The 26,021-nt window shown below is 56.8% G+C and carries 25 protein-coding genes and 2 pseudogenes; 20 read left to right on the top strand and 7 right to left on the bottom strand.

Going from position 1 to position 26,021, the window contains the following annotated elements; translation table 11 throughout:
* Positions 1-95 precede the first annotated feature (95 nt).
* Both H7847_RS18985 and H7847_RS18980 read right to left on the bottom strand, forming a co-directional pair.
* The gene (locus tag H7847_RS18985) at positions 96-752 is read right to left on the bottom strand and encodes a DJ-1/PfpI family protein (RefSeq protein WP_227271054.1); all 657 of its coding nucleotides are present in this window, start codon (positions 750-752) and stop codon (positions 96-98) included.
* A gap of 309 nt (positions 753-1,061) precedes the next feature.
* On the bottom strand, positions 1,062-1,679 hold the full coding sequence (locus H7847_RS18980; RefSeq protein WP_227271053.1) for a glutathione S-transferase family protein: 618 nt from the start codon (positions 1,677-1,679) through the stop codon (positions 1,062-1,064).
* A gap of 279 nt (positions 1,680-1,958) precedes the next feature.
* On the opposite strand from H7847_RS18980, the gene H7847_RS18975 reads away from it, so the two are divergent.
* The 5 genes from H7847_RS18975 to H7847_RS18955 are packed head-to-tail and all read left to right on the top strand — an operon-like array spanning position 1,959 to position 7,337.
* Positions 1,959-2,903 carry a DUF5996 family protein gene (locus H7847_RS18975; protein ID WP_227271064.1) on the top strand — a complete coding sequence of 315 codons (945 nt, stop codon included), beginning with the start codon at positions 1,959-1,961 and terminating at the stop codon, positions 2,901-2,903.
* Between the two features lie 14 nt (positions 2,904-2,917).
* Positions 2,918-3,880 (top strand): pirin family protein, encoded by a 963-nt coding sequence (locus H7847_RS18970; RefSeq protein ID WP_227271052.1) that lies wholly within the window; start codon positions 2,918-2,920, stop codon positions 3,878-3,880.
* A gap of 38 nt (positions 3,881-3,918) precedes the next feature.
* Positions 3,919-4,869: a ring-cleaving dioxygenase gene (locus H7847_RS18965; RefSeq protein ID WP_227271051.1), complete on the top strand. Its 951-nt coding sequence runs from the start codon at positions 3,919-3,921 to the stop codon at positions 4,867-4,869.
* Entirely contained in the window at positions 4,866-5,546 is a 681-nt protein-coding gene (locus tag H7847_RS18960) for an alpha/beta hydrolase (protein WP_227271050.1), read from the top strand. Before H7847_RS18965 ends, H7847_RS18960 begins: the two co-directional genes overlap by 4 nt.
* Positions 5,547-7,337 (top strand): monovalent cation:proton antiporter-2 (CPA2) family protein, encoded by a 1,791-nt coding sequence (locus H7847_RS18955; RefSeq protein ID WP_227271049.1) that lies wholly within the window; start codon positions 5,547-5,549, stop codon positions 7,335-7,337. It abuts the gene before it with no gap.
* 116 nt (positions 7,338-7,453) lie between these two features.
* Here the strand turns inward: H7847_RS18955 and H7847_RS18950 are convergent, their stop codons facing one another.
* Positions 7,454-8,251, bottom strand: a complete 798-nt coding sequence (locus tag H7847_RS18950; protein ID WP_227271048.1) for an alpha/beta hydrolase family esterase — start codon at positions 8,249-8,251, stop codon at positions 7,454-7,456.
* Between the two features lie 372 nt (positions 8,252-8,623).
* Between H7847_RS18950 and H7847_RS18945 the strand changes: the two genes are divergently transcribed.
* The 6 genes and pseudogenes from H7847_RS18945 to H7847_RS18920 all read left to right on the top strand — a co-directional run.
* Positions 8,624-9,526, top strand: coding sequence for a helix-turn-helix transcriptional regulator (locus H7847_RS18945; protein WP_227271047.1), 903 nt, complete (start codon positions 8,624-8,626; stop codon positions 9,524-9,526).
* Between the two features lie 297 nt (positions 9,527-9,823).
* Positions 9,824-10,720, top strand: coding sequence for a helix-turn-helix domain-containing protein (locus tag H7847_RS18940; protein WP_227271046.1), 897 nt, complete (start codon positions 9,824-9,826; stop codon positions 10,718-10,720).
* 206 nt (positions 10,721-10,926) lie between these two features.
* Complete coding sequence (tnpA, locus tag H7847_RS18935) at positions 10,927-11,313, top strand: IS66-like element accessory protein TnpA (protein WP_227271045.1); 387 nt, start codon at positions 10,927-10,929, stop codon at positions 11,311-11,313.
* Positions 11,310-11,390: pseudogene (locus tag H7847_RS18930) on the top strand (IS66 family insertion sequence element accessory protein TnpB); the annotation flags it as partial. The gene tnpA and the pseudogene H7847_RS18930, both read left to right, overlap by 4 nt.
* Before the next feature lie 75 nt (positions 11,391-11,465).
* Positions 11,466-12,631 (top strand): IS3 family transposase gene (locus H7847_RS18925; RefSeq protein WP_406676022.1). Its coding sequence is split into 2 segments (ribosomal slippage): positions 11,466-11,718 and positions 11,718-12,631, totalling 1,167 coding nucleotides; the frame shifts between segments, so codons are not numbered across the junction.
* A 15-nt stretch (positions 12,632-12,646) separates the two neighbouring features.
* Positions 12,647-12,808 (top strand): annotated as a pseudogene (locus H7847_RS18920) (lipoyl synthase); the annotation flags it as partial.
* Positions 12,809-12,964: 156 nt separating this feature from the next.
* On the opposite strand, the gene H7847_RS18915 reads toward H7847_RS18920, so the two are convergent.
* Complete coding sequence (locus H7847_RS18915) at positions 12,965-13,981, bottom strand: zinc-dependent alcohol dehydrogenase family protein (protein ID WP_227271043.1); 1,017 nt, start codon at positions 13,979-13,981, stop codon at positions 12,965-12,967.
* A gap of 104 nt (positions 13,982-14,085) precedes the next feature.
* On the opposite strand from H7847_RS18915, the gene H7847_RS27250 reads away from it, so the two are divergent.
* The 8 genes from H7847_RS27250 (at position 14,086) to H7847_RS18875 (ending at position 19,926) form a co-directional block, all read left to right on the top strand.
* Positions 14,086-14,457 (top strand): winged helix-turn-helix transcriptional regulator, encoded by a 372-nt coding sequence (locus H7847_RS27250; protein ID WP_227271042.1) that lies wholly within the window; start codon positions 14,086-14,088, stop codon positions 14,455-14,457.
* Positions 14,458-14,574: 117 nt separating this feature from the next.
* Positions 14,575-15,561, top strand: coding sequence for a thiamine pyrophosphate-dependent dehydrogenase E1 component subunit alpha (locus H7847_RS18905; protein ID WP_319799783.1), 987 nt, complete (start codon positions 14,575-14,577; stop codon positions 15,559-15,561).
* A gap of 16 nt (positions 15,562-15,577) precedes the next feature.
* Positions 15,578-16,597, top strand: coding sequence for an alpha-ketoacid dehydrogenase subunit beta (locus tag H7847_RS18900; RefSeq protein ID WP_227271041.1), 1,020 nt, complete (start codon positions 15,578-15,580; stop codon positions 16,595-16,597).
* A 69-nt stretch (positions 16,598-16,666) separates the two neighbouring features.
* A complete protein-coding gene (locus H7847_RS18895) occupies positions 16,667-16,900 on the top strand; it encodes a biotin/lipoyl-containing protein (RefSeq protein ID WP_227271040.1) in 234 nt (77 codons plus the stop codon).
* A gap of 14 nt (positions 16,901-16,914) precedes the next feature.
* A complete protein-coding gene (locus tag H7847_RS18890) occupies positions 16,915-17,601 on the top strand; it encodes a 2-oxo acid dehydrogenase subunit E2 (RefSeq protein WP_227271039.1) in 687 nt (228 codons plus the stop codon).
* A complete protein-coding gene (locus tag H7847_RS18885; RefSeq protein WP_227271038.1) occupies positions 17,601-18,398 on the top strand; it encodes a lipoyl protein ligase domain-containing protein in 798 nt (265 codons plus the stop codon). The genes H7847_RS18890 and H7847_RS18885 overlap by 1 nt, the downstream gene beginning before the upstream one ends.
* Positions 18,399-18,442: 44 nt before the next feature.
* The gene (locus H7847_RS18880; RefSeq protein WP_227271037.1) at positions 18,443-19,525 is read left to right on the top strand and encodes a sugar phosphate isomerase/epimerase family protein; all 1,083 of its coding nucleotides are present in this window, start codon (positions 18,443-18,445) and stop codon (positions 19,523-19,525) included.
* Positions 19,526-19,563: 38 nt separating this feature from the next.
* Positions 19,564-19,926 (top strand): putative quinol monooxygenase, encoded by a 363-nt coding sequence (locus H7847_RS18875; protein ID WP_227271036.1) that lies wholly within the window; start codon positions 19,564-19,566, stop codon positions 19,924-19,926.
* Between the two features lie 187 nt (positions 19,927-20,113).
* Here the strand turns inward: H7847_RS18875 and H7847_RS18870 are convergent, their stop codons facing one another.
* Positions 20,114-21,841: a sigma-54-dependent Fis family transcriptional regulator gene (locus H7847_RS18870; RefSeq protein ID WP_227271035.1), complete on the bottom strand. Its 1,728-nt coding sequence runs from the start codon at positions 21,839-21,841 to the stop codon at positions 20,114-20,116.
* 540 nt (positions 21,842-22,381) lie between these two features.
* A complete protein-coding gene (locus H7847_RS18865; RefSeq protein WP_227271034.1) occupies positions 22,382-22,789 on the bottom strand; it encodes a winged helix-turn-helix transcriptional regulator in 408 nt (135 codons plus the stop codon).
* Positions 22,790-22,881: 92 nt separating this feature from the next.
* Between H7847_RS18865 and H7847_RS18860 the strand changes: the two genes are divergently transcribed.
* Positions 22,882-24,027 (top strand): FAD binding domain-containing protein, encoded by a 1,146-nt coding sequence (locus tag H7847_RS18860; protein ID WP_227271033.1) that lies wholly within the window; start codon positions 22,882-22,884, stop codon positions 24,025-24,027.
* 307 nt (positions 24,028-24,334) lie between these two features.
* Here the strand turns inward: H7847_RS18860 and H7847_RS18855 are convergent, their stop codons facing one another.
* Positions 24,335-25,663, bottom strand: coding sequence for a tyrosine-type recombinase/integrase (locus tag H7847_RS18855; protein ID WP_227271031.1), 1,329 nt, complete (start codon positions 25,661-25,663; stop codon positions 24,335-24,337).
* Between the last annotated feature and the right edge of the window lie 358 nt (positions 25,664-26,021).

Below are 26,021 nucleotides of genomic sequence, written 5' to 3'. Positions count from 1 at the left end.
CGCGCGGACACAACGAACCACAAGCACCGCTCTGGTGAGTATTCCGTTCGTTCTAAAATCTTGACTGCAGCGGTCCCGTTACCAAAGTTCTGCCCCTAGCGACGGCGAGCCGCAACGGCCCTCGCATGTTCTTCAAACCCTGGGAAAGCCGCTTCCATCCGGTCTCGCACCGCAGGCGGAGCGGTGTCGGGTGTGCCTGAATTGAGCGGTGGCGCGGGAGCATATTCTGCCATCAATTGGACGCTCTGGGCGTAGTCGGTGCCGCGCAACTCCTCGACCATCGTAAGACCAAAATCGATACCTGCGGTCACACCGCCGCCTGTCAGGCGGTTGCGGTCTCTGGTGACGCGTTCATCCGTTGCGGTCGCGCCGAACGCGTCCATGGCAGGTCTTGCCAACCAATGGGTCGAGACGCGATAGCCGTCGATCAGTCCTGCTTGTCCCAACAGCATGGCACCGGTGCAGACAGAAGTCACGTAGCGTGCACGCTCGCCTTGCGCGGCAAGAAAGTCGACTGTCTCAGTATCTTCCATCGCTGCGAAGGTGCCGGCAATACTGCCTGGGGTGAAGATCACATCGGGTTCAGGATGCGCGTCGGCGAAGGTGACATCAGGTTGTATAGTCATCCCCAGATCGCTGCGGATTGGATCGAGCGTCTTTGCTGCGATACGCACGGTTGCGCCGAGCATGGCTGCGAACATGTGTTGAGGAGCGACGAGATCGAGAAGCGTCATGCCCGGATAGGCCAGCATCACGACCTGCTCGTCACCACCCCAGTCAGATGGATAGGCGGTCGGATCAAAAAGCGGGTCAAGTCCTCTGCGGGGGGAATTGGGCGGCAGAGATGATTGCGCCTGTGCCGTCCGGCTCACCCCGGCGTTCCCAGTATTGCAGCGGTGGCAGCCAGGGTGAATTGTCGGCGATCGATCATGTCGGCGCTCCTTTGAATGTGTTCCAAACGGTTTGGCAAAGTGAGCCCGTTTTTGAACAGTTTTGCGGCGGCGGAAAGGTCGTCACGCTCAAGGGTTGGCGATTTGCCGCCAGTGGCTGTTTAAGATTTGCTAGGTAAGAGGTTCCATGCTCTGGCGCTTAAGCGCCGATAGGACATCCTCGTCCTTCTCCAAGCGCTCACGAAACGCCTTGAGCGCTGGATAATCATCAATCGACAAAGGTGTAAGGTCGATCCAACGTGTCAGAACGTAGAGATAGGGATCGGCAAGACTGCGTTCTCCCAAATACCATTCGCCCCCATTCTCCTCCAGGGTCTGCATCAGCCGCTTATAATGAGCGGCCAATTTTTCGTAGGCCTTGGCTTGAACATCGGATCGCGCATCGTCGCTGTCCGCAAACCGCTGAGGCGCGAAATGGGGTCCGTATGCGGCGTGTACTTCGCTCGTCATGTAGGAAAGCGCCTCGGCTTCCTTGCGCTTCAATTGAGAGTCGTCGGTTCTACCGTAGGTATTGCCGAGCCAAGTCAGGATTGCGGCGGCCTCGGTCAGGGTATCTCCATCGTCGAATTGGACGGCAGGCACCTGCGCACGTGGATTGATTGCCAGGAAATAGGGTTTCGCGTGATCTCCGCGCTCCAGATTGCGGACCTCGATCGGTGCATCAAGCCATGCTGCAGCGATGTTAGGTGCAAGGGCGCAGGTTCCGGCCATTGTATAAAGCGTCGTCATTTAGTCAGTCCTTCCGTGAGTGGTGAGTGTTGTTTGCTGACTTAACAAGCACGACATGTGCGCGCGGTTCGATGTTTGCGATTCCGGTGCAACTCTTGCGGTTTGACGTTCTGTGCGCGTGGACTGGCTGATCACTGATCAGTTGAGCCAACGTTCTTGTGGGCAAGAATGGCCCCACACAGCAAGTCCTGCGCTTAACCGGAGAGCCCTCCCATTGTAGAAGTTCATATAATGGAGGTGTGGATCGCGTTATGAGCAAGGAGAGAGCAGTTGGATGATATGAGAGTGGGCTTGCCCTGGCCGCGCATCCCGTATGCCGATTGGCAAAGAACCTGCGCGTTTTTACACTTATGCACGCAGATCGTTGGCAAATATCGGTTGTCGCATGCACCATGGCTAAATCATTCCTGGCACGCGACTTTGTACGTGTCGCCGAGGGGGCTAACGACCGGGCCAGTTCCTGACAACGACTTGATGGTGACGGTGTCTATTGACGTCTACGATGCATCTGTCGTTGCCGAAACTTCGGATGGGCAGCGGGCGATGTTCCCCTTGGAAGACATGAGCGTCGCTGCCTTTTATGATGCGACCGCGGCGCTGATTGCACAAGTAGGCGGCCAGCTTGATATTGATGGCTATCCCAACGAACTGCCCGATGCACTGCCGTTTCAGAAAGATACTGCGAAACGTTCCTACGACGTTGAAGCGGTTCGCAGGTTTCATGCGGCACTTGTGCGTATCGAACCTGTGTTTTCGCGCTTTCGAACCGGATTTCTTGGCAAAGTCTCACCGGTCCATCTGTTTTGGGGGTCGTTCGACCTGGCCGTCACACGCTTTTCTGGACGGGGTGCACCTTTGCATCCGGGCGGCTTTCCGAATTTGCCCGATGCGGTGACTCGCGAGGCCTACAGCCACGAAGTCTCGTCGGCCGGGTTTTGGCCCGGCGGCAATGGCGCGGAAGAGGCCATGTTCTATTCCTATGCCTATCCGGTCCCAGAGGGCTTCAGCGACCGCGCCGTGCTTCCCGCGGCCGCATATTTCGACAGTAATCTGGGAGAGTTTCTGCTCCCATACGGGGCCGTCAGAACAAGTCCCGATCCCGAGAAGGATTTGATGGCCTTTTTGCAATCAACTTACGAAGCCGCTGCGGAAACGGCGGGATGGCCGCGCAAGTCTCTGGAATGTCCAGTTGGACAACCTTTGGTCCCGCGGCCCTTGTCATGAAAGAGGAAACATAGATGAGTTGGAGCCCATGCCCCGATCCTGTCTTGGGTGATGCAGAGACCGTCAACGCTGTCGAAACACTTATTGTCCCCCGGGCCGTCGATCTTGGAGAGATGATGGTGCGACGTGCATTGCCATCCACCAAACGTCAGATGGTCGGTCCGTTCATCTTTTTCGATCAGATGGGGCCAGCCGAGTTTCTGACCGATCAGGGCATTGATGTGCGCCCGCATCCCCACATCAATCTGGCAACCGTCACCTACCTGCTCGAAGGCGAAATTTTGCATCGCGACTCGCTGGGGACGGAACAAACAATCCGACCCGGAGCGATCAACTGGATGCGCGCCGGTCGCGGTATTGTGCATTCCGAACGGACGAGCGCGGAAAAGCAGAAGTCCGGTCAGCGACTTTTTGGTTTGCAGACCTGGATGGCCCTTCCGGAAGCGCAGGAAGAGGCTGATCCTGCTTTCGTGCATCACGGTGAAAGCGACCTGCCCATAGTCGAGGCTGACGGCGCCGGGGTTCGTGTGATTGCCGGGCGCGCGTTTGGTGCGACATCGGCTCTGCGCTCCCCATCGGAGACCCTCTACGCGGATATCAATCTGGATGCCGATGCGTCCTTGCCAATCGATCCCGAGATGGAGGAGCGCGCGCTCTACACGCTGACAGGAACGATCGAGATTGCTGGCGATCGGTTCGAACCGGGGCAGCTTTTGATCCTGAGACCGGGGGATGCCCTCACTGTAAAGGCCGTTTCAAACGCAAGGATGATGCTCTTTGGTGGCGCGCCAATGGGGGGACTGCGATATATCTGGTGGAACTTCGTCTCGTCCCGTCCGGATCGGATCGAGATGGCCAAGGAGGAATGGCGTCGCGGCCGGTTCGATACTGTGCCCGGGGATGAGGAAGACTTCATTCCTTTGCCGGACAAGCACGACGCACCACAGCGTGCCACGGGCGGTGTGTCATATCCCTGAAACCAGACGGCCGATCTTTGACGCGAAAGGAATTCACGATGTCTCACACCATTCCGGGGCTGCACCATGTGACTGCCATTTCCGGTCCACCCCAGCAAAACCTCGACTTCTATGCTGGGATCCTTCGGCAAAGATTGGTGAAAAAGACCGTCAACTTTGACGCACCTGATACTTATCATCTCTACTACGGCAACGCGGCGGCAGAGCCGGGATCCATCCTCACCTTCTTTCCGTTTGCGCATGCAGGTCCGGGACGGGCAGGCCCGGGCATGGCAAGCGCCGTGGCGTACCGCGTTCCCAGAGGTGGGCTTGATGCCTGGATGATGATGTTGGCCGAAGCAGCAGTGGATTTTGATAATCCGTCAGATCGTTTCGGGGATCAGATGATCGCATTGATCGATCCAGACGGGCTTCGGGTCGAATTCGTTGAGACCGACATCGCGGATCACCCGCCACTGGATGAGGACACGCCCATCGATGATGGCTTTCATTCGGTGACACTCTGGCTTGATGATGCAGAGCCAACTGCGCGGCTGTTGACTGATATTTTTGGGTATGAGTCCGGTCCCGAAACCACACAGGAGGGCCAAACCCGGCAACGCTTCACCGCGCCCGGTACGGCCCGGGGCGCGGCCATAGATCTGCTGCGCTCGGACGCGCCCTCCATTGGTCGGCAAGGCGCTGGCAGCATTCACCATATCGCGTTTCGTGCAGAAACGGACGACATCCAGACGGAATGGCGGGACCGTCTTCTTGCCGCAGGGTTTGATGTGACGCCGAAGACTGACCGGCAATATTTCAATGCGGTTTATTTCCAGTCTCCTGGCGGTGTGCTCTTCGAGATTGCGACGGATCCGCCCGGTTTTGCAACGGATGAGCCGATGGATGCGCTCGGCGAAAGCCTTATGCTCCCCCGTCAGCACGAGCCGATGCGATCCCGCATTGAACAAATTCTTCCGCCTCTGAAACAACCTTCGCATGCGACATGATGCATGACCCACACGGACAAGGTCGCTTGATGCAGGCGGGTGCGCCGCTGAACCGGGCGCGTCTGGCTGTCGTGTTGGTGCACGGTCGCGGCGGAAGCCCGGAGGACATGCTGGATCTTGCGGAGCACTTGAACCTGCCGGATATCGCTTTCGTGGCCCTCGAAGCTGCGGGGCGGTCTTGGTGGCCTCAGAGTTTCCTTGCTCCATTGGCCGACAACGAACCGGGACTGTCTTCCGGGCTTGGTTTGATCGGCAAAGCGGTCGATAATCTTAAGGCCCAAGGCATAGGCCCGCAACGCACCCTGATCTTGGGTTTTAGTCAGGGGGCCTGTCTGGCACTTGAATATACCGCGCGCAATGGCACAGGGCTCTATGCAGCGGCTGGATTGTCCGGAGGGCTTGTCGGGACGGGAGAGGATCCGGGTCCGGCTCAGGATGCGCTTTACGGATATCGTCCGAAGCAGTTCGACTACAACACTCGGTTCAGCGGCACCAAGCTCTTCATCGGTTGCCACGAACGCGATCCTCATATTCCTCTCGCGCGCGTACGCACAAGCCAGGAGGTGTTCGCCAAGATGGGTGCGGAGATGTCCGTGCAAATCTATCCCGGTGCGGGCCATGGCATTGTCGAGGATGAAATCAAGGTGCTGCGCGGCTTGCTGAACGGTCCTGCTTAGATGCGCGTGGAAGACTTCGGATTCAGCGCTCTGGAACTCCAATTCCTAGAAGCGCTTTGCCTGATCATTCTTGCCTGCCTCCTTGTACCCATTTCCAAGCGATTGGGCGTCGGAACGATCGTTGGCTATCTTGCCGCAGGAATTGTTGCAGGTCTTCTGCTGACATCCGGTCTATCGGACCATCCTGAAGAACTTTTGCATTTCGCCGAGTTCGGGATCGTCCTCTTCCTGTTCATCATCGGGTTGGAGTTTCGACCGGCGCGGCTCTGGGAGATGAGATCGACTATTTTTGGGCGGGGTACGCTTCAGGTACTTGTTTGCGGCGCCTTCCTGGCGGGCCCGCCTTATCTTCTGGGTCTGGATTGGAGAGCGAGCCTGGTGATTGGGCTCGGGCTTGCACTGTCCTCCACCGCTCTTGTGCTGCAGTCACTTGATGAAAAGGGCGAGCGCAATACAGCGTATGGCAGCACTGCGATCTCGATCCTGCTGTTCGAGGATCTTGCCATTGTTCCCTTACTTCTGCTCGTCACGCTGTTGTCGGCAACAGGCGATCCGACGACGTGGAGACAAGGTCTGTGGGCGGTGGGTCTCGGTTTGCTGGCCATTGGTCTTCTCATAGCCATCGGCCGCTATTTGCTGGACCCGATGTTTCGTATCCTCGCACGGGCAGAACTGCCCGAGATCATGACGGCCAGTGCACTTGGCCTCGTGATCGCCTCGGCGTTGTTGATGGATGCGGTCGGTCTTTCTTACGCAATGGGCGCCTTCATCGCAGGTGTCATGCTGGCAGAGTCAGCCTTTCGCCACGAAGTGGAAGCGGATATTGAACCGTTTCGCGGACTATTCCTCGGGCTCTTCTTTCTCGCGGTTGGGCTGACGATCAATCTTGAGACCCTACGCGAAAACTGGGCGCTGATCCTGATAGCTGTTCCCGTTTGCGTCGGCCTAAAGGGGCTTGCCATTTACACCGTCTCGCGTCTGTTCAAGTCGAAACATGAAGATGCTGCACGTTTGGCCTTCACGCTTTCGCAACACGGGGAGTTTGGCTTTGTCCTGTTTGCTGCAGCCGCGACAGGCCAATTGATCGATATTCAGACAGCTTCGATTTTGATTTCCATCGTTTCTCTATCCATGGCGATTTCCACCCTCGTCGACAGGTTTGGCAATAGGGTCATCGGCGATGCCTCTCAAGCAGCCCCCCGTGAAGACTTTGAAGATGCAGACGGTCAGGTTCTCATTATAGGATTTGGCCGTGTCGGTCAGTTGGTTGCACAACCGCTTTTGGCCGAGGGTGTTTCGGTCACGTTGCTGGACAGCAACGCGGATCGCATCCACGAGGCAGGCAGATTTGGATGCAGGGTGCATTATGGGGACGGCACGCGCCGAGATGTATTGCGTGCAGCGGGTGCAGCAGATGCTCGATTGATTCTTGTCTGCACAGACGTGCCAGCGGTTACGGACAAAGTGGTTGCGGTAGTTCAGAGGGAGTTTGATCAGGCCCGTCTCGTGGTGCGAGCATGGGACCGCGTTCATGCACTTCGTCTGAAAGAAGCGGATGTCGACGCTGTCATACGCGAAACGGCTGCGGCGGCCTATCTGATGGCAGAACACGCGTTCAGCGCAATGGGCGCCTCGGAAGACGAAGCGATCGAGATTGTAGGACGTGCAGAAGAACAGGACGAACATCTTCTGAAGGCACAAGAGGGTAAAGTGCAAGGCGCTGTGGATGCCAAGGAAGTATTGAAGGGCATCACACCAACACCAACCAGAAAAAGGCTGCCCTCCAACTGATCCGGCCATCTGCCACCACACGCCGGTAGACCAGTCTGTGATCCATTTGAGTCGAGCGGGTCCGCGGTGCTGCGCTATCGTAATCAATTTTGCGATACTTCGCATGTTGGTGACGGTCAGTTCTGGTTTGGACGATTGGCGTCGAACTTGAGAAATGCATCCTGAAGAAAGCTGACCCGGAACTGATGGCCGCCGTCGAAGGTGCAGAGTTCTAAGCGCTGCCCGCTTTCATCTTCGCGACGATCGCAGGACAGTTCGGACCGCTCTTGCGAAATGGATCTACTAAACTCGCTTGTCTGCGAAATCAAAGCAAATGCGGCATTCAGGTCACCTTGATGGCTGTCTGCCACCGGGCGACCTTGCATCGGGACGACGTCGTCCTGCCGACCATGATAATGAATGAGATCGGCATCTAGCGAGCCACATTGACCCGGCAAAGGCTCCCAAAAAGTCCCCGACACGGGGATGAACCCGGCAACCGCGTCAGATCGATGACAGGCCAGCGTCCAGACGACCATCGCGCCTGCCGAGAAGCCGGCGACAAACATGCGTGTCGGATCGATCTCGGTTTCTCGCTCCAGCTTTTCGAGCAACGCGTCAAAATATGCAAGTTCGTCAACCGCGTCGGCTTGATACGTCGTAGGAGACCCTGGAATGTTCCAATCATCCAATGCTGCCTCCGCAGCGACCAGCGCCAGATCCTCCCGTTCCACAAACTCACGCAACGCTTCGTTTGCCATGGTGCCGGCCGCGCTGCCGCCGACGCCATGGAAGAATATGAGAGCACCGAGCCCGGGACGGTCGGCTTCCACGATGCGATAGACGCGATTGCCCAAAGCGCAGTCACTGTCCGCTCCGCAGGCCATGGCCGGTCCTGCCAAAGCAAAAGAGAGCGCCGTGATAACTTTGTACATGTCTTTGACCTCTCATGCTGGGTGGATGCCCATGTACGAGCATTGCCTGATCACGAGCTGCTATGAAGATCAGATGTTGCTTCGAAGGTTGCGATCTTGCTGTGTAGTCGCACTGTGTTGCTCGCGGTTCGCAGCCCTGTTTGAAAAACGACCTGAGAACTTCTACATAGGTTGCTCCAAACGTGCGAAGGGCTAATGCTGCCTGAGATACGGCACCAACGAGATTCGGGAGGAAAAAATGCTTGGACACAATCTAAACCTCCGAATAAGTTGTGGCCCAGCTTATGTTTCTTGTTTTCTTCGGTTTGACCAGCATGCGAGATTGGGCCAATTGGGGTTCTTCAGCCATCATACTACTAAGATTTGCTAGATATGGGGCGTGTTTGGAAAAGAGGCTATTCTGATTTCTTATCCTTCTATGAGGAAAATTATAAATTTTCTATTGTTCGTATAAACGCCACCGCAATTGATCAAATAAAAGTATTTGAAGCTGATCAGGGGCCAGGAGATTGGTCTGATGCGGCGATTCCAGAGCTTGTAATTACGCGGATAGTCGAGGGCGACGGACTGGCCACCATCGATCTTGGCGCAGGACGGTTTCGCCACAGTCTCTTGAAGCGAGGTGGCGTCGTCACGCCACCTAACACTGCAACAGATATCTATGTCGAGCGCCAACACCGTATTCAGTTCATCGCAATTCCCTACAGTTTCATCTTGGGTCTTACAAAGGGCCTTGGTGTCCCGGAAGATGGAGATTTTGGGCGGATACACTCTTGTCAGCTAACGGATCCATTTTTGTTCAGCATATTTGATGAAATTGTAAAGGAAGTGCGGGGAGGTAGTCCGCGTGGCCGGATGTTCATTGAAGGTGCCGTGATGACTTTGCTGTCGACACTAAGCGCATTGGCGCAGCATCCAGTCAGGCATGAAATCGGCGGCCTCTCTCCGGTAGTTCTTAAGCGGGTGGTAGATTGTATCTCCGACGATCTCACCGAACAAGTGACGCTTGCGCAACTCGCTGATATCGCGGGCCTTTCGGTCTTCCACTTTTGTCGAGCCTTTAAGAAATCCACCGGCTTAGCGCCGTACAAATTCCAGACCGCCCGGCGCATCGAGAAAGCGAAGCTGCTGCTTGATACCACCGACTTCATGATAACGGACATCGCGCCGATGGTCGGGTATGAGACGCCTCAGGCGTTTGCACGCATGTTTCGTCAAGTGGTTGGACAAACCCCCACCGCTTATAGGCAACATTCAATATCAAACAGTGTGTAACGATCCGACGCTTGTTCTGAGCGACTATGGGGTTCTGATATTGCGCCAGCGGTTTCGGTCTTGCGGTATCATCGTGGCATTTACTTCACGACGAGCTGAACGGTTTGATTATGGATACAGCCAACAGTATAGTACCTACTTAAAACCATGCCTCGAAACGAGACGCTATATAATGGATCTTTGGCTCAACGTTAAAACTATGAATGGGTTGGCTGTGCCTTATCGTTCGCTGCAAGCGATCACGCAAAACGGCATCATTTCTGTCTTGATCTGGCACTGCGTAGAAGAAACTTAACGATGGCGCGTATTTGGCAAAAACAATACTCTGACTTTGCTTCTTTCTATAAGGAAAACTACGGATCAACGCTTGTTGGCGTTTACCCGACGGCCATTGATTGCATCAATATAGTCGAAACAGATCAAAGCCCAGGAGACTGGTCGGCGGCATCCTTGCCTGAACTAAACATCACAAGAATCGTGGGTGGTGATGGAATGGCAACGGCTGATCTTGGTGCCGGGCGATTTCGTTCCAACCTCGCGTGTCGTGGCGGCGTCCTAGTTCCCCCGAACTCTGCAACGGACATTTATGTCGAGTGCCATCATCGTCTTCAGTTCATTACAATTCCTTTTGACTATCTCGAAGGCATTACAACTGGTCAAAATATACCGAGAGGCGGAGATTTTGGACGCATTCATTGTCAGCATCTGACCGAACCTTTTTTGTTCAACATTTTTGATGAAATGGTACGAGAGGCGCGGGCTGGAAACCCTCGCGGACGTATGTTCGTTGAGGGTGCCATTATGACTATGGTGTCGACACTGAACACCATGGCCCAAAGACCGGTTGAGCAGAAAAATGGTGGCTTATCGCCTTTCATTCTGAAGCGTGTAACGGACTTTATCACTGATCATTTGGCCGACCAAATTACACTTGCGCAGCTTTCAGATATCGCTGGCCTGTCGGTCTTCCACTTCTGCCGTGCTTTCAAAAAGTCGACCGGCCTTGCGCCTTACAAATTCCAGACCGCCCGGCGCATCGAGAAGGCAAAGCTGCTGCTCGACACAACTGACTTCACCATAACGGATATCGCGCCGATGGTAGGCTATGAGACGCCGCAAGCTTTTGCGCGTATGTTTCGACAGATGGTTGGGCAGACGCCTACCGTTTACAGGCAAAGTCTCTGCGATCGGTAGATCGTTTTCAGACGACTTGGACGCTTGAAAACTCGGCTTTGACTGAAGACAGAGGATAAGCTTTTACCGCTATAAATCAGACGTTGGAAGCGCGTGCAAAGCAATCGATCTTCGAGGTGCTGTAAGCGTCCGGCCTCGCTGCTCTGACGCGTCATAGAGTGTGTTGATAGTGTCCACCATTGATAGTGGACATCTTGAGGGCGGATATGGCGGGCAAGAAGGGTCAGAAGAAGCGGTTCTGGTCGGACGAGGAGAAGGTGTCGATCTGTGCGCAAACATGCGCGCCGGGGATATCGGTTGCGCAGGTGGCGCGGCGTTATGCCATGAACACCAACCTGATCCACAAATGGTTGCGTGATCCCAAGTTTGCACCGGACCCTGAGATCATTGAAGACGAGGTTGCTGAGACGGCATGTTTTCTTCCTGTGGAGATTGTGGACCGGACCCAGCACAAAGACACAGCCCCGACGCCGGACGCCAATCCCGCACACAGCGCCATTGAGATCGACATCGCGGCCGGTCACCGCCTGAGGATCATCGGTGGCTACGACCCCGAAGCACTGGCCCGGCTGATCCGTGGGCTATCAGCATGATCCCTGTCCCGGCGAACACGCGTGTCTGGCTGGCCGCTGGTGTGACCGACATGCGGCGCGGGTTCACGACGCTGGCGGTGACCTTCCCCCCGATATCCGGGCCATTGCGAACTGGAATTTTCCACCTTTGAATGGACGAAGGAGGAAGACCCATGAAGCGGAAGCGCTTTTCAGAAGAACAGATCATCGGCGTGCTTAAGGAGAGCGAGGCGGGCGCGAAGACGGACGACATCTGTCGGCGTCACGGCATCAGCTCCGCGACGTTCTATAGCTGGCGGAAGAAGTACGGCGGCATGGACGCGTCTGAGGCCAAGCGGTTGCGCGAGTTGGAGATCGAGAACGCCAAGCTCAAGCGGATCGTCGCGGACCAGATGCTGGACATGTCGTCGATGAAGGAACTGCTGGCAAAAAACTGGTGACCCCCATGGCCAAGCGCAAAGCTGTGGGTTTCTTGGTGAGCGAGATGGGCCTGAGCGAACGCAGGGCCTGCGGGATCGTCGGGCTGGCGCGGTCAGTGCAGCAGTATCAGCCGCTGTTCAAGGATGACGAGGCAGCGATCAAGCGCCTGAAAGAACTGGCATCTGAGAACCGGCGCTATGGCTATCTTCGGCTGCACGCGATGCTGCGCCGCGAAGGTCTCGTTGTGAACCACAAGCGCACGTATCGGCTCTACACTGAGCATGGCTTGCAGGTTCGCACCAAGAAGCGCCGCAAGCTGCCCAGGCGGGATCGGGTCGCGCCGCAGGTGCCGGAGAAGCCCATGCAAAGATGGTCATTGGACTTTGTCAGCGATCAACTCGCTGACTATCGCCGGTTCCGTGTGCTCAACATTGTCGACGACCACAGCCGGTTCTGCCCTGGCCAAATTGTCGATGTGTCGATCCCCGGGGCACGCGTGGCACGGTTCCTCGATGACCTGGCCCTCCGCATTGGCCTGCCGGAGGAGATCATCCTCGACAACGGACCGGAAGGCACCAGCAAGGCCATGTTCGACTGGTCCGAGCGCACCGGTGTGCGCCTGCGGTTCATCGAGCCCGGCAAGCCAGTGCAAAACGCCTTCGTGGAGAGTTTCAACGGCAAGTTCCGGGATGAGTGCTTGAACCTCCACTGGTTCAGATCTCTACGCCACGCCCGTGAGGAAATCGGGAGATGGCGAAATTACTACAACACCAAGCGCCCGCATTCGGCGCTCGGATACCTATCCCCAACGGAGTTCCTAATGAAAACCACCGCGCCAGCGCCTGAGACTCTTGCGGTCTCCACGCTGCCGCTCAACACTCAAACCCCACCGGAAAATTCCAGATCAAACCGGCCCTAATCGCGGGGGAAGGTCAGGTTTGTGACGCCCGAAGAGTTCGAAGGCTATGAGCGTGCAGCATGGGGGAAGGGGTTTTTGATGGTCTCGGCCTCGCCTCTTACCCGGTCGAGCTATCATGCTGGCGAGGATTTTGACCGTCTCAAACATGCTCGAATGAAAGTAAGCGGCACACAATAGCCCGGGCAGCCTTCAAGTTCGCTTGGCTTGCCTAGCCGCCAACCGAGCTTGCGATCGCACGCTGCGATCAATGCTGTTTCGATCAGGTGTTGAGGCATTACCAGCAAATGCGCCCCGGTCACTTGGGAGGAGACAGCGACCGGGGCGGCGGGCGCGTTAAGCGTAGTCGATGACCACTTTTCCGAAGTGCTGCCCGCTTTCCAGGAACTCCAATGCTTTGACTGCTTCATCAAAGCCGAAGCTCTTTCCTACAACTGGTGTCATCTTGTGATGATCAATCGCTTTGTTCATGTCGCGGAAAGTTTCGACACTCCCGACATATGTGCCTTGGATCTTGATGTTCTTGCTGAGGATCAAGCCGGTGGCGACCGCATCAGCCATGCCGGTCAAAACGCCCATCAAGGAAATCGACCCACCATATCGAACTGCTTCGAGTGTGCGATTGATCGTGCCTGGACCGCCCACTTCGACGGCGTGATCTGCACCGACACCGCCTGTTAGTTCCAGCACCTCGTTCTGCCAATCCTCGTTGGAGCGGTAGTTGATCGTATGGTCGGCACCCAGGTCCTTGGCGCGCTGGAGCTTCTCATCACTCGAGCTCGTGATGATCACATTAGCTCCGGCGAGTTTGGCAAACTGCAATGAAAACACCGAAACGCCGCCTGTCCCCAAAAGGAGAACTGTATCGCCCGGCTGGACGTTGCCGCCGACAAAGTTTGCGTACCATGCGGTGACGCCGGCGCAGGGCAGTGTCGCAGCTTCCGCAAATGAAAGGTGATCGGGGATGTGCACGACACCGTGGGCGGGCAAAACCGCTTTTTCCGTGAGCATGCCGTCAACGGCACCACCGAGCGATCCAGCCTGAAGCTCAGGAGTCAGGGTTCCCGCTACAAAGTCGGGCATGAAGGCACCAGCGACACGATCACCAACCGCAAAGCCTGTTACTTTGTCACCTACCGCTGAAACGATGCCCGCGCCGTCCGACAGCGGAACAACGCCTGTTGTGCGCCCTAGGGCAGGGTAAGTCCCTTTGGCGATCAAAACGTCTCGGTAGTTCAGGGAACACGCTTTGACGTCAATCACAACCTCGTTCGGTCCCGGCGTCGGATCCGGGCGCTCGACAATCTTGATTGCGCTCAGGCTTTCGCCATCGATCAGTTCATAAGCTTTCATCTTCGACTCCTTACTTTGAAAGTTGCCGGAGATGTGTCATTCACGGACAAAATGCCAAGTACCTACATTTTTGTAAGTATCAAATTGGAAGGGAACCTGTCTCAATGTCTCGAAAATACGATTGGCGGACCGGATGCGATGTCGAAGCAACCCTTTGCGTGCTCGGCGGTCGGTGGAAGCCTGTGTTGCTCTTCCACCTGCTCGACGGACCCAAAAGATTTGGTGAGCTTTGCCGTCTCACGCCAAACGCAACACAAAGGATGATCACCCTACAACTCCGTGAGCTTGAAGAGGATGGTGTAATCATTCGAACAGTTTACCCGGAGGTTCCGCCGCACGTGGATTACCGCCTTTCCGAGTTCGGACAAACGCTTGAACCGCTCCTGCTGTCGATGCGGTCTTGGGGCGAAGACTTCAAGCGCCGACAGTCAGGTTTACAATCCGAGATCCCCGAATTGTCTCGCGAGACAGGTTGAGACAGGTCAAGGCCGCAAAACCGCGCCGTTAACGTCTTCGCCTTGCTCAATTGCCGTGCACCTTCCCAAAGTTTCGCCACTAAGCCGTGAAAATCGGTAGACCAAGGGAGGAAGCTTATGAGTCCGTCACGCGACGAACTTCTCTGGATGTATGAGAACATGGTAACGAGTCGCCGTTTTGAGGAGGCCATTGCCAAGATCTACTTCGAGGGAAAAACGCCAGTCTTCAACATGGCCAACGGGACTATCCCGGGCGAGATGCATCTCAGTGACGGGCAGGAACCTGTCGCCGTTGGTGTGTGTGCGCACCTCAAAGAAGAAGACATTGTCACTGCCACGCATCGACCCCACCACCAGGCGATTGCCAAAGGTGTGGATCTGAAACGGATGGCTGCCGAGATCTTTGGGAAGAAGACCGGACTGTCTGGCGGTCGCGGAGGTCATATGCACATTTTTGATCCTGACGTGAACTTCGCATGTTCCGGGATCATCGGCCAAGGGATGGGACCTGCAGCTGGCGCGGCGTTGTCCCGCGTCTTGCAGAAGAAGCCCGGCGTCGCTGTCGCCTTTATCGGCGAGGGTGCCGTGAACCAGGGTGCATTCCATGAGACGATGAACCTCGCCGCGGTGTGGAAGCTTCCCTTCATCTGCGTCATCGAAGACAACGCTTGGGGCATTTCTGTTTCAAAGCGCGAGTCAACCGCAGTTGAGCGTAATGATGTTCGGGCCGCCGCGTATGGTGTGCCCGGCCATTACATCGAAGGCAACGACCCTTACAAAATCTATGATATCGCAGGCGAAGCCATCGCACGGGCGCGGGCAGGCGAGGGGCCAACCCTAATTGAAGTCGAGACCTACCGCCTGGCCGGACACTTTATGGGTGATGCGGAAGGCTACCGTCCCGAAGGGGAGAAAGATGGCCTCTTTGAAGCCGATCCGATCCCGAAAATGCGCGCGCGGTTGATTGCTGACGGTGATGCCACCGAGGCTGCGCTCGACGAAATTGAAACAAAATCCCAGGCCCGTGTGGATGAAGCGATCGCGTTTGCGCGCGAAAGCGATGATCCGGCGCCTGAAGACGCTTTGACGTCTGTGTTCGCCTAAGGGGAGGGAGCGAGACATGACACAATCGAATGAACGCAAGCTAACAATCGCTCGGTCCATGGCCGAGGCCCTGGCTCAGGAAATGCGCCGTGACGAGAAAGTGTTCGTCATGGGCGAAGACTTGGCTGCTCTTGGCGGCGTCTACGGAAACACCCGCGGTCTGGCAGATGAGTTTGGAACCGATCGGATCAGGGACACCCCGATCTCGGAGACTGCCTTCATTGGCGCAGCTGTCGGCGCGGCTATGGACGGAATGCGACCCGTCGTCGAGTTGATGTTCGTGGACTTCTTCGGGGTCTGCTTCGACGCGATCTACAACCTGATGGCTAAGAACATCTACTTTTCCGGGGGCAGCGTCAAAGTACCGATGGTGCTTATGACCTCGACCGGTGGTGGGTACTCGGATGCAGGTCAGCACTCACAGTGTGTGTACGGCACCTTTGCCCACCTGCCGGGTATGAAAGTCGTCGCGCCCTCGAACGCATATGATGCCAAGGGCCTTATGACGGCGGCGATCCGCGATGACAGTCCTGTGGTCTACATGTACCACAAAGGGCTTCAGGGCATGGGCTGGCTTGGCACTGAAGAAGGCGCAATCGTCCACACCCCCGAGGAAGACTACACTGTTCCGATCGGAAAGGCTGCGATTGCCCGCAAAGGCACAGACGTCACGATCGTTAGCCTTGGCATCGGTGTACATCATGCGCTGCGCGCAGCCGAAACACTCGCCGAAGGTGGCGTAGAGGCCGAGGTGGTCGATCTGAGGTCTCTTGTACCGCTTGATCGGGATACAATCCGGGAGTCGGTCGCCAAAACAGGCCGCTTGATCGTCGTCGATGAAGATTACTCCAGCTACGGCGTTGCCGCTGAGGTCATCGCGACTGTTGTTGAGAACGAGATCACGAACCTCAAAGCCCCGCCCAAGCGCGTGGCCTATCCGGACGTGCCAATCCCTTTTGCTCGGGTGATGGAACAGTTCTGTCTGCCCAACGCTCAAAAAATCGTTGCTGCCTACAAAGAGTTGCAGACGGCGTAACCGGCAATCCTGCCAACAACTTTAGCCACGCAGGCCGCACGCAGCGGCCTGCGAACAGAGGAAACTTGCATGGCGACTGACGTAATTATTCCGGTGGACCTTTGGGAAGAAGACCAAGAAGCGGCACTGACAGCGTGGCTGGTGAGCGACGGCGCGAGCGTCACTGAAGGTATGCTGATAGCTGAGATCATGACTGCCAAGGTTCAGCACGAAATCGAAGCTCCGACAGCAGGCACCATCCGTCTCGGCCGCAAAGTCGATGACGTTGTCAGCAAGGGCGATGTCATCGCCTCCATCGAATAAAGCGGACCGCCGAAATGTCGCAAGCAACACAACTTCAGAACAAGGTCATTCCCCTACGCGGTGCGCGAGGCATGATCGCGGATAAGATGTCCGAAAGCTTGGCGACCGCAGCGCAGCTGACCCACCACGGGTCAGCAGACGCGACTGCTTTGCTGGCTAAGAAGGCAAAGCTCGCCGAGAAGGACATCAAGGTTTCAATCGAAGACCTAATTTTGGAGGCTGTCGTCCGAGCCATTCCAAAGCGACCGGAAATCAATGGCATTGTAAAAGATCGAGAGGTTCACCTTTCCGAGAACATCGATCTCGGAGTGGCCATCGCCCTTGATGGCGGCTTGCTCGTTGCACCAGCCATGTTCGAGAGCCAAGGAAAAGATGCTGCTGCTCTCAGAGTCACGCGGCAGGATTTGGTTGCACGCGCACGCACAAACAAACTGACAGTGACCGAAATGACCGGCGGCACCTTTACTGTCAGCAATCTTGGTCTGTCTCGAGTGGAGCAGTTCACGCCGATCATCAATACACCTCAGATTGCTATTCTCGGTGTCGGGCGGCTGACCGATCGCGCCGTTCGGGGAGAGGACGGTGGTTTGGAATTGCGTCCACATATGGGGCTCTCTCTCACATTCGATCATCGCGCAATTGATGGCGCGCCGGCGGCAGACGCGCTGACAGCGATCTGCGAGGAGATCGAGGCGGCGTGATGAGGATTGACGCACATACGCCAACGCACTTTGAGACAGCGGAAGACGGCTTGAACGCCGAACTCGGGATGCTCACAGCAGTGTCGGAGGGCAAAATCTCTCGTGCGAGTTTGGCTTGGACAACGAACCAAAGCTTGGTGGTGCCCACTCAAGTCACACGTCGCGCAGGCTATTCGAACGCAGCACTACGATCCGCGTCACGGGGATGGCCGGTGGCGATCCGTAGGACAGGCGGCGGGACCACTCCCCAGGGTCCTGGTATCCTAAACGTAGCAATCGCATTCGAGCTACCAGAGGGTGCGCGCGTTGACAACGCATACGCGACAATCTGCGATCCAATCGTCGCTGCATTGCGCAACTTTGACCTGGACGCATCTGTTGGCCCTGCCAACGGCGCATTCTGCGACGGCGATTTCAACGTTCTGGTCGAGGGGCGCAAAATCGCTGGCACGGCCCAGAGATGGCGTCGATGCAGATCTAGCGATCGTCAGGCGGTGCTCGCACACGCTCTGATCCTTGTCGATTGCGAAATCACAGACGTTGTGAATGCGGTCTCGGCCTTTGAAGACAGCCTTAGGACCGGTTTTTGCCCGCAAGACGAGGCACACATCGCATTGAGTGACAGGCTAAGCGACGCGCAACGCACTGACGCCATCTCCGATTTGCTCGCGCGCCTTAGGAAGAACTCAAAGCCATTCGAATTGCCATCGACCGCTCAAAGAAGCGGCGAGGCCACCGAGATGTCGCGCATCGAGGAGGATGCGCGTCGGGAGTGGGTGGAGCTAACCGGGAGCTAACCCCGCAAGGCACCACTCAGAACTAACCTCAAAGGGAGGAAAAAATGACCAAAGATATGAACAGACGCGACGTTCTGCAGGGTGCGGCTTTGGGAGCCGCCGCTGTCGGGACATTGGCAGCTGGCACATTTGCAGCCACAAAAGCCACGGCACAGACCAGCGGAGGGGGCAACCACCGGCTCATCGCCAGTTGCTGGGTCCATATGGGTCCCGTGGTGCCATTTGCCGGTCGGATGTGGAGCCCGATCCCGTTCAAGTACCGTGCCGAACAGGTTGCGGCCGCCGGTTTTCAGGGCATGGGCCTTTTCCACGATGACCTCGCCTACATTCTCGAACGGGAAGCGCCAGGCAGCACGAACGCTGACAAGTTCCGCTGGATGAAAGGCATCCTCGACGAAAACGGCCTCGATACAAATGAGATCGAATTCCTGACGCAGTGGATGCATGATCCATCAGACGCGCGCCGCCAGGGCGAGCAGCCCATCCGCGAGCTGTTGATCGAAGCCGCCAATATCTTACAGCCAACCAACCTCAAGTGCGGCAACCTTGGTAACCCGGTCTCCGTGGAAGAGGCCAACCGCAACTTCCGGGCGCTCTGCGCTGATTTCGAGGCATCGGATGTGAACGTATGCATGGAAATCCTTCCGCCGGATCCAAACGGACAAACCATCGACCAAGCCATGGCTGTCACGGACGGGCCAGACAATGGGGGCATCTTCCTCGACACATGGCACGTGAACAACATCGCAGGCATTTCCTATGAGGACATCGCAGCACTTCAGCCTGGTGACATCAAAGGGATCGAGTTGGACGATGGCTGGCTCACCAATGATGAGCGGTACGCCCAGTTCTTCCAACGTATCGGTTCACCCGGCTTTATCGAACTGACGGTGAACACGCGTCGTCCGCTCGGTGAAGGCAACTTCGACGTGATCGGCTTCATCAAAGCGGTGAAAGACTCTGGTTACGACGGACCCTGGGGCAACGAGATCTTGTCGGAAGAGCTGCGCCGTTTCCCGATGGAAGTGGCCGTTCGTCACGTCCACGAGACATCGATCAACCACGTGCGCCACGCAATCGACGGGACGGAGCTTGCCGGACCGGTGTCGCTCTACAACCGCGGCTGATCTCTTTGGAGCGCAGCCTTGGGAAAGGAGTTTAAGGAATGTCAGATCAAACGATCCATGTGTTTCTCGATGTCAGGGTGCCGCCTGAAAACCGGTCAACCTTCAACAGCGTTATGTGGGAACTGGTCGCCCAGGCAGAAAATGAGCCCGGGACGCTGGTTTATGAATGGAACTTCGCAGACGACGACGAAACCTGCCACATCCACGAACGCTACCAAGACATCGAGCAGGGTGAAATCCATGTTCGCAATTTCGCAGAGAACTACGCCGGACGCTTCTTTGAAGCGATTGGCGGGATCAAAGCGAGTGTCTACGGGGAACCTGGCGAATACATTCGGCAAGTGTTGGATGGTGTGAAGCCAGCCTATTACGCACGCGTCGCGGGTTTTAACCGCTTCTGATTGGTTTCCTCCCCGTTGGGCCGCGTCTGCACCTTATGTGCACTGGCGTGGCCCAACACCTAATCAGTCGCGTCGTTCGGCTGGATCGGACGGATTATGGTTGAGGCCGTAGACAGAGTTCATGCACAGCTCACCTCAGCTTCTAAGCAAAGCCGGTATCCCGAACCCAGCGGCCCACCGCGCAATTTCATGCGCGGCCAGGCCGCTTGAGGTTGAGCTGCGCGATGCGCCGATTGAGTGTCGCGCGCCCGATTCCAAGATTGCGCGCGGCCAGACTAACATTCCAAGACGTTGTGTTCAGTGCGTCCCGGATTCTGTCCTCTTCGGAGTAAGACTTTGCCCCGAGAGGCGTCGAAACCGATGACGCAGTTTGAAGGTGGTCCGGCAGATCAACCGGCGTGATCTGACGGCCGTCGCCACACAGAACAGCCTCGCGCAGGACGGACCATGCTTCGCGGATATTGCGCGGCCAAGAATACTGCTCGAATATCGCCCACGTGTCTTCGGTGATCTCAATCACCTCGGTCGCAAGTTGTTCCGCAATCGCAGAGAGGATGGCGCGTCGATCAGGCCGTGCCTCCAGTGGCTCCAGTCGGATTGTCGTTGCAGCTAGATGGGACAGCAAGTCCTCTCGCAGCGTGCCCTCCGTGTCAGAAGGAACGCATCGCGATGTGGTCACAACCCTCAGGTTCCGCGCACCGCATCCGGCGGTGTTGGCGGCGTCACGCTCCAATCGTTCCATGAGTTGGACCACGCATTCCTGGTCCGACTGGGGCAGATCCTCGACGTTTTCGATAACGAGCATTTGAAGGGGCAAATCCTCCAGACACGCGCCAGCATAGATCTGTTCCAGAACCTCGACATTGAATGACTGCAAGTGTTCGGAGCGGGTCGCGTTGATCGTGAACACATCCTGTTTCGGGTCGGTCTGCGCGATCAGTGCTTGAACCACAGTCGACTTTCCTGCCCCCAAAGGGCCGCAAACATGCACGGGAACGCCTTCTGCAAGGACTTGAGCCGCGCGTTTTAATTGCCGTTTCAGCGATGGATTGCCAACGGCTAGCTTGTCCAATGCAGGGTGCCGACGCCGGGTGACTGCCGTCATGGGCCTCCCAGGCGCGGGCCGAACAGAGCGTTCGAGTTCTACACCTTCGGCAAATAGGGTTTCCCCATCGACAAGGCCCACGCGCGTGCGCTCGAGCCCGCCGTCCACCTGGTGAAGCGAAACATCCAGCAAGTTCTCAATTTGCTCGCCCACGATTTGCGACGCGTCCGAAACTGCAAGTGTCTGGAGTGCGGGAGAGGAGGCGGCGCAGACCAACCCTTCATCGTCTATGGCCAGAAGCGCCTCCCTTGCTGGCGGGAAACCAGATCGCGCAACCTTCAGAATTCTCCGATCTGAATGCTTGCTCAGGAAGAGTTCTCGGTGGATCCGACTTGCCGTTACCCCAAGTAGGTTCTGAGCGAATTCGTACTCGGCTCCCACCCTTCGATCGATCGTAGAGAGTGTCAGAGACCCAATCGGCACCTCTTCAGCATCGAGGATCGGTACGGAGGTACATGCGAAGCTTTCAAGTGCCTTGTAGTAATGATCGGTGCCCCGAACCGTAAACGGCCGGCCCGAGAGCAGACCCATGTGAACGCCATTGGTCCCGGCGATCTTCTCGTCCCAACAGCTTCCGACGGCGATGCCATCTGTCATTTTGCGGGATGTATAGGCTTTGCTCTGCACGACATTGACGACGATCCTGTCTGCGTCCGAAAGCACCATAAGGCCACCCCGTTTGCGAACAATTGCAGCGGCACGGTCAACTTCACGGAAAATGCGATTGCTTGTGTCCTTCAGTCGCTCAAGCCTTTGCGACACTTCCTGATGTTGCAGGCGAAGGATCGGTTTGGTTGCGCGGGGCTCCAAGCCATACTTGCTCCGGCATCGCTCCCAAGACTCGGCGACCAGGGCATCGTGTTCGCTTGTTATCTCGTGGGGCAAATTGTTCTCCGTTTCGCAAGGGTCTTCACAATATGCCCGAACAGCGAGACTGAGGCAAAAGCGATCGCGCCTGTGAGACACCGCATAGAGTATAGTGTCTCACTGCCAGGCTTTGAGACACATCGGGAACTGATTTCGGCCAGCCACCAGGCTAACACGCGTCAAGCCAAGTTCTGTAATCAGGTGTTCGGCAATGGATGTCGGCTCTTGGGAAGCTGCAATGCAGCACTAGACGTGATTGGGAGAGGCTGGTTTGGGCCGTCTATAACCGAATAGAATAGGCTCGCTGCAAGGATGATGCGACGTTTCGGACGTCCCCCAAATTGTGAGTTACAGATCACCGCGATCATGCAGAGGCAACAAAAATCCGGTCTGGCGAAGCTGCGCTGCAGCGCTTGACCATTTAGGCAAAGGCCGGTTTCTCATCAGCGCCGGGCGCCGCGATTTCCGCATATCGATGCGCCTCTACTCTGAAACTGCGGCTGCCGTTCGATTGCGCTCTATGCGGTCGAAAACCTCGGCGTTCTCCGCAGCCCACCTGCAGAGGAAGCGGACGGGTTCGTGAAGCCGCCACCCCAGTTCTGTCAGTTCGTATTCGGTTTTCGGAGGAACAACGCGATAGACCTCTCTGTGAACCAGACCATCCGTTTCCAGCCTCCTCAGGGTCTGGGACAACATCTTTTTCGAAATGCCGGGAATGCGCCTTTGCATTTGCCCATAGTGATGTGTGCCCGACGCAAGGCAGAACAGTACAATCGGAGTCCATCGATTTGCAATCAGATCCAGAAGACGCCGTGATGGATAGCGTTCATGGAAGACAGCCTCGTCTACCAATGCTTCTTGAGGATCGGATGCGTGTGGATGGTCGGCCATGGCTGTCTCTTTCAGGTTACTTCTGAGTGACTACTACCGCTCTTGTTACTTTGATGATAGGCCCGACCGGGATCACTTCGAGGCAATTGAACATGGGGCCGAACGCACCTTTCTCCGCGGCCGTGGTCGGCGGTTCAGTTGGTGGCCTGGCGGCCGCCATCGAACTGCGTGATCGGCTACAGGCCGACGTCGCCGTCTACGAGCGATCAACGGGTCAGATGCAGGCGCGCGGCGCTGGTGTGGTGATGCAGCCCGAGGTTGATGCTTTGCTAAGCCGGATCGGGGTGAGCACGCGTTCGGTATGCGTCGAATTGCGCGAGCGGGTTGGATTGGCGCTAGACGGCCGCGCGCAGGCAAGCCCGGCACCGCAGCTAATGACAGCGTGGGACACGCTTTACCGAACCTTGAAAACTCATCTGGGTGGCGATTGCTATCACCAGAACAGCCGTTTGACGGCACTATCGCAGGACCAGCACCGGATCACGGCGACCCTCGCCGACGGGCACTCCGTGTCAGCAGACATCCTGATCGCGGCAGATGGAGTGAATTCAGCCGCACGGCATCTCCTCTTGGGTGCAAATGCAGATGCAAGATATACCGGCTATGTCGCTTGGCGCGGGTTGGAGGATGAGGCAGCTTTACCACCCGTCTTGGTGGACGCACTGGCCGGGCGGTTCACATCCTTCATGCATCCGGGCATGCAGATGCTGTGCTATCTCGTACCCGGTGCGGATGGCGCAACTGAACCCGGACAGCGGCGGGTCAACTGGGTCTGGTATGTGAATACACCCGAGGTCGCGTTGGACCGGTACCTGACCGGCGCTTCGGGAACACGTTATCGCTCGTTTCTGCCCGCGGACGACATGGACATGAATGTGGCCGAAGAGATGGCCGAGACGGCCGCGCGCACTCTGCCCCCACTTTTCCGGGACCTTGTCGAAGCATCGCGTCTGTTCATGCAACCCGTACAGGATGTAGTGCCCCAAGCGCGCATACATGGACGGGCCGTTCTGATTGGCGACGCGGCGGGCACTGTCCGCCCACACACGGCTGCCGGGACCTCAAAGGCATTCGGGGATGCCACTTTGCTGGCCGAGGCGTTGAAGGACTGGCGTTCGGAGGATGCACTTTCCACAGACATCCTTGACCGATGGGCCGCGATCCGCGACCGGGACCTGCAGGTGACGGCGCAACGAGGCTACGCCCTCGCCGCACGCTCCGGTCTGGGACGCGCCTAACAAGGAGCACCAATGCTATTCTCGAATGGGGTCTGCGCGATAATCGATCTACTGCGCCATCGCTCCGATGCTTGATACTCCGCCAATGTGTCGATCCGAGGTACTCGAAGCTTGAGCAGACATTCGCAGGACCAATCCGAAAGTACTCTTTTATCCCGCAATCCTAATCTCCGGAGATTGCACGTTTTGCGCCCGCGGCTAACGGCAGGTTTGAAGGGCCGCACCGCAGCATCAGCTTGACCAGGGGAGCAGCAGCAATGGGCCGGACGCTGCTTTAGAGCATTCGTAAACGACGACAAAAGCGAAACTAGGCTAGCTTCCGTGGCCTCGCTTCACTGAGCATGTCATCGATTGCGCTGCGCCTTGTCTGCCGGTCAAGGGTGTAGGTGTTCCGTCTGAACTCAACCCCTTCAAGAAGAGCCTTCACGTAGCCCGACACAGTGTCGGCTGCCATGATGAGTGTCGAATCCAGCGTGTGAACGTATTTGCTCGTAACGGAGCCCTTGGCGTGTCCAATTAGAGCGGCGATGGTGATTTCTGTGAAGCCGAGGTCGTTGGCGATGCTGGCGAAGCTATGCCGCAGGACATGCGGCGTCACGTCCCACAGTGGTGTTTCCGCAAGGAGCTTCTTCCAGCTCTGGGGGAAGTTTCCGACGGCGTTGTCCTCGCCCTGGCCGGGAAAGACGAACGTCCCATCCCGTTTCAAGCGCGCGGCCTCGAGATAGTCGATTACCGGCAAGCCAACTGGTCGGACGGATGCGCCTTCCTTGCTGTCTTTCAGACGTAGGCAACTGCCTTCGATGTCGACCTCGCTCCACCGCAAGCTGATGATCTCGCCACGCCTACAGCCGGTCAGGGCGATGAGGCGGAGGATCTCGGCGTGGATGCCGAAGTGGCTGTCATGCTGCACGTCCTTAAGAATGCGACCCAGCGTCCGGTACTCCGCTTCACTCAATCGTCGGTCCCGCACCTTGTATCGCGGCTTCTTCAGGCCGTGGGTCGGGTTTTGGTCGATGATCCCGGCTTCGATTGCGTAGGTGAAGATGCCGCCGAGGAGACCCATTGTGCGGATCGCAGTGCCAGGACCGCCCGTGACGATCGCTTTGCCACGAAGCTTCTCCGTCTTCATCACGACGCGCGTCTTTCCGGCGATGATGTCCTTCATCAAATTGTTCATGTCCGGTTTGGTGATGTCCTTGATCCTTCGAGTGCCGAGCAAGGGGATGATGTGGCGGCGGATGCGACCGATGTCGGTCGCGACGGTAGTCGCCTTCTTCGGGCGGCCGCCTTTCCCGAGAACAAGGCCTGCTTCCATGTCGACAATGTACTGTTCGCAGAGCTCCCGCACGGTCACCGCACGGCGTTCCTCTTCTCTTTCTGCAGCAGGATCTTCTCCCTGAGCGATCTGGCCAAGCAACGCCTTCGCTTCACGACGAGCGGTCTCGGGTGTCCAAACGCCATGGAGTCCGATGGTGTAGCGCCGCGAGCGACCTTTTGCTCTATATTGGAGAAGGTAGCTTCGTTTGCCGGAGGGATAGACTCGAAGTCCGAAACACGGCAATTCATCGTCCCATACGACATGACCCTTGCTTCTTGGTGTTACAGACTCGACAAATCGTTTCGTCAGTTTGCTCATGCTCCGGTCCTTCGAAGACCCCATTTCACGCAAGCGACACGCAAGTGAGCGGGCGGAAATCAGGGCGTGTCCTCGGATAGAGGCTTCGGAGTGCGGGTTCTGAAAATCAATGTATTTCAGTCTCTTATCGTGCTCTAGCGTACTCTATCGCGCAATTCGGAAAGGCCATTTGACCAACTCCGAAGGCGGAGGCCAGAGGTTCGAATCCTCTCGGGTGCGCCACTTTTCTCTATAAAATCAGCACCTTGAAAATATCCTCTGATCGAAGACCTGTGCTTACGCGGTGCTTACGTGGCCTTTTTTTGGAAGTAACCGGATCACTCGGGGCGCGCTGAAACGTCCTGCGACCTGTTCTGTC

Origin of the sequence: Roseobacter weihaiensis, from assembly GCF_020622345.1 — a bacterium.
Classification (GTDB): domain Bacteria; phylum Pseudomonadota; class Alphaproteobacteria; order Rhodobacterales; family Rhodobacteraceae; genus Roseobacter; species Roseobacter weihaiensis.
Note: the sequence above shows the minus strand (reverse complement) of the source record. Positions and strands in the feature narration are given on the sequence as shown.

Excerpts from the sequence above, each read along its gene's own strand:
- H7847_RS18985 (WP_227271054.1), bottom strand. The coding sequence starts at position 752 with ATGCTGGCCTATCCGGGCATGACGCTTCTCGATCTCGTCGCTCCTCAA.
- H7847_RS18980 (WP_227271053.1), bottom strand. The coding sequence starts at position 1,679 with ATGACGACGCTTTATACAATGGCCGGAACCTGCGCCCTTGCACCTAAC.
- H7847_RS18975 (WP_227271064.1), top strand. The coding sequence starts at position 1,959 with ATGAGAGTGGGCTTGCCCTGGCCGCGCATCCCGTATGCCGATTGGCAA.
- H7847_RS18970 (WP_227271052.1), top strand. The coding sequence starts at position 2,918 with ATGAGTTGGAGCCCATGCCCCGATCCTGTCTTGGGTGATGCAGAGACC.
- H7847_RS18965 (WP_227271051.1), top strand. The coding sequence starts at position 3,919 with ATGTCTCACACCATTCCGGGGCTGCACCATGTGACTGCCATTTCCGGT.
- H7847_RS18960 (WP_227271050.1), top strand. The coding sequence starts at position 4,866 with ATGATGCATGACCCACACGGACAAGGTCGCTTGATGCAGGCGGGTGCG.
- H7847_RS18955 (WP_227271049.1), top strand. The coding sequence starts at position 5,547 with ATGCGCGTGGAAGACTTCGGATTCAGCGCTCTGGAACTCCAATTCCTA.
- H7847_RS18950 (WP_227271048.1), bottom strand. The coding sequence starts at position 8,251 with ATGTACAAAGTTATCACGGCGCTCTCTTTTGCTTTGGCAGGACCGGCC.
- H7847_RS18945 (WP_227271047.1), top strand. The coding sequence starts at position 8,624 with ATGGGGCGTGTTTGGAAAAGAGGCTATTCTGATTTCTTATCCTTCTAT.
- H7847_RS18940 (WP_227271046.1), top strand. The coding sequence starts at position 9,824 with ATGGCGCGTATTTGGCAAAAACAATACTCTGACTTTGCTTCTTTCTAT.
- tnpA (WP_227271045.1), top strand. The coding sequence starts at position 10,927 with ATGGCGGGCAAGAAGGGTCAGAAGAAGCGGTTCTGGTCGGACGAGGAG.
- H7847_RS18915 (WP_227271043.1), bottom strand. The coding sequence starts at position 13,981 with ATGAAAGCTTATGAACTGATCGATGGCGAAAGCCTGAGCGCAATCAAG.
- H7847_RS27250 (WP_227271042.1), top strand. The coding sequence starts at position 14,086 with ATGTCTCGAAAATACGATTGGCGGACCGGATGCGATGTCGAAGCAACC.
- H7847_RS18905 (WP_319799783.1), top strand. The coding sequence starts at position 14,575 with ATGAGTCCGTCACGCGACGAACTTCTCTGGATGTATGAGAACATGGTA.
- H7847_RS18900 (WP_227271041.1), top strand. The coding sequence starts at position 15,578 with ATGACACAATCGAATGAACGCAAGCTAACAATCGCTCGGTCCATGGCC.
- H7847_RS18895 (WP_227271040.1), top strand. The coding sequence starts at position 16,667 with ATGGCGACTGACGTAATTATTCCGGTGGACCTTTGGGAAGAAGACCAA.
- H7847_RS18890 (WP_227271039.1), top strand. The coding sequence starts at position 16,915 with ATGTCGCAAGCAACACAACTTCAGAACAAGGTCATTCCCCTACGCGGT.
- H7847_RS18885 (WP_227271038.1), top strand. The coding sequence starts at position 17,601 with ATGAGGATTGACGCACATACGCCAACGCACTTTGAGACAGCGGAAGAC.
- H7847_RS18880 (WP_227271037.1), top strand. The coding sequence starts at position 18,443 with ATGACCAAAGATATGAACAGACGCGACGTTCTGCAGGGTGCGGCTTTG.
- H7847_RS18875 (WP_227271036.1), top strand. The coding sequence starts at position 19,564 with ATGTCAGATCAAACGATCCATGTGTTTCTCGATGTCAGGGTGCCGCCT.
- H7847_RS18865 (WP_227271034.1), bottom strand. The coding sequence starts at position 22,789 with ATGGCCGACCATCCACACGCATCCGATCCTCAAGAAGCATTGGTAGAC.
- H7847_RS18860 (WP_227271033.1), top strand. The coding sequence starts at position 22,882 with ATGGGGCCGAACGCACCTTTCTCCGCGGCCGTGGTCGGCGGTTCAGTT.
- H7847_RS18855 (WP_227271031.1), bottom strand. The coding sequence starts at position 25,663 with ATGAGCAAACTGACGAAACGATTTGTCGAGTCTGTAACACCAAGAAGC.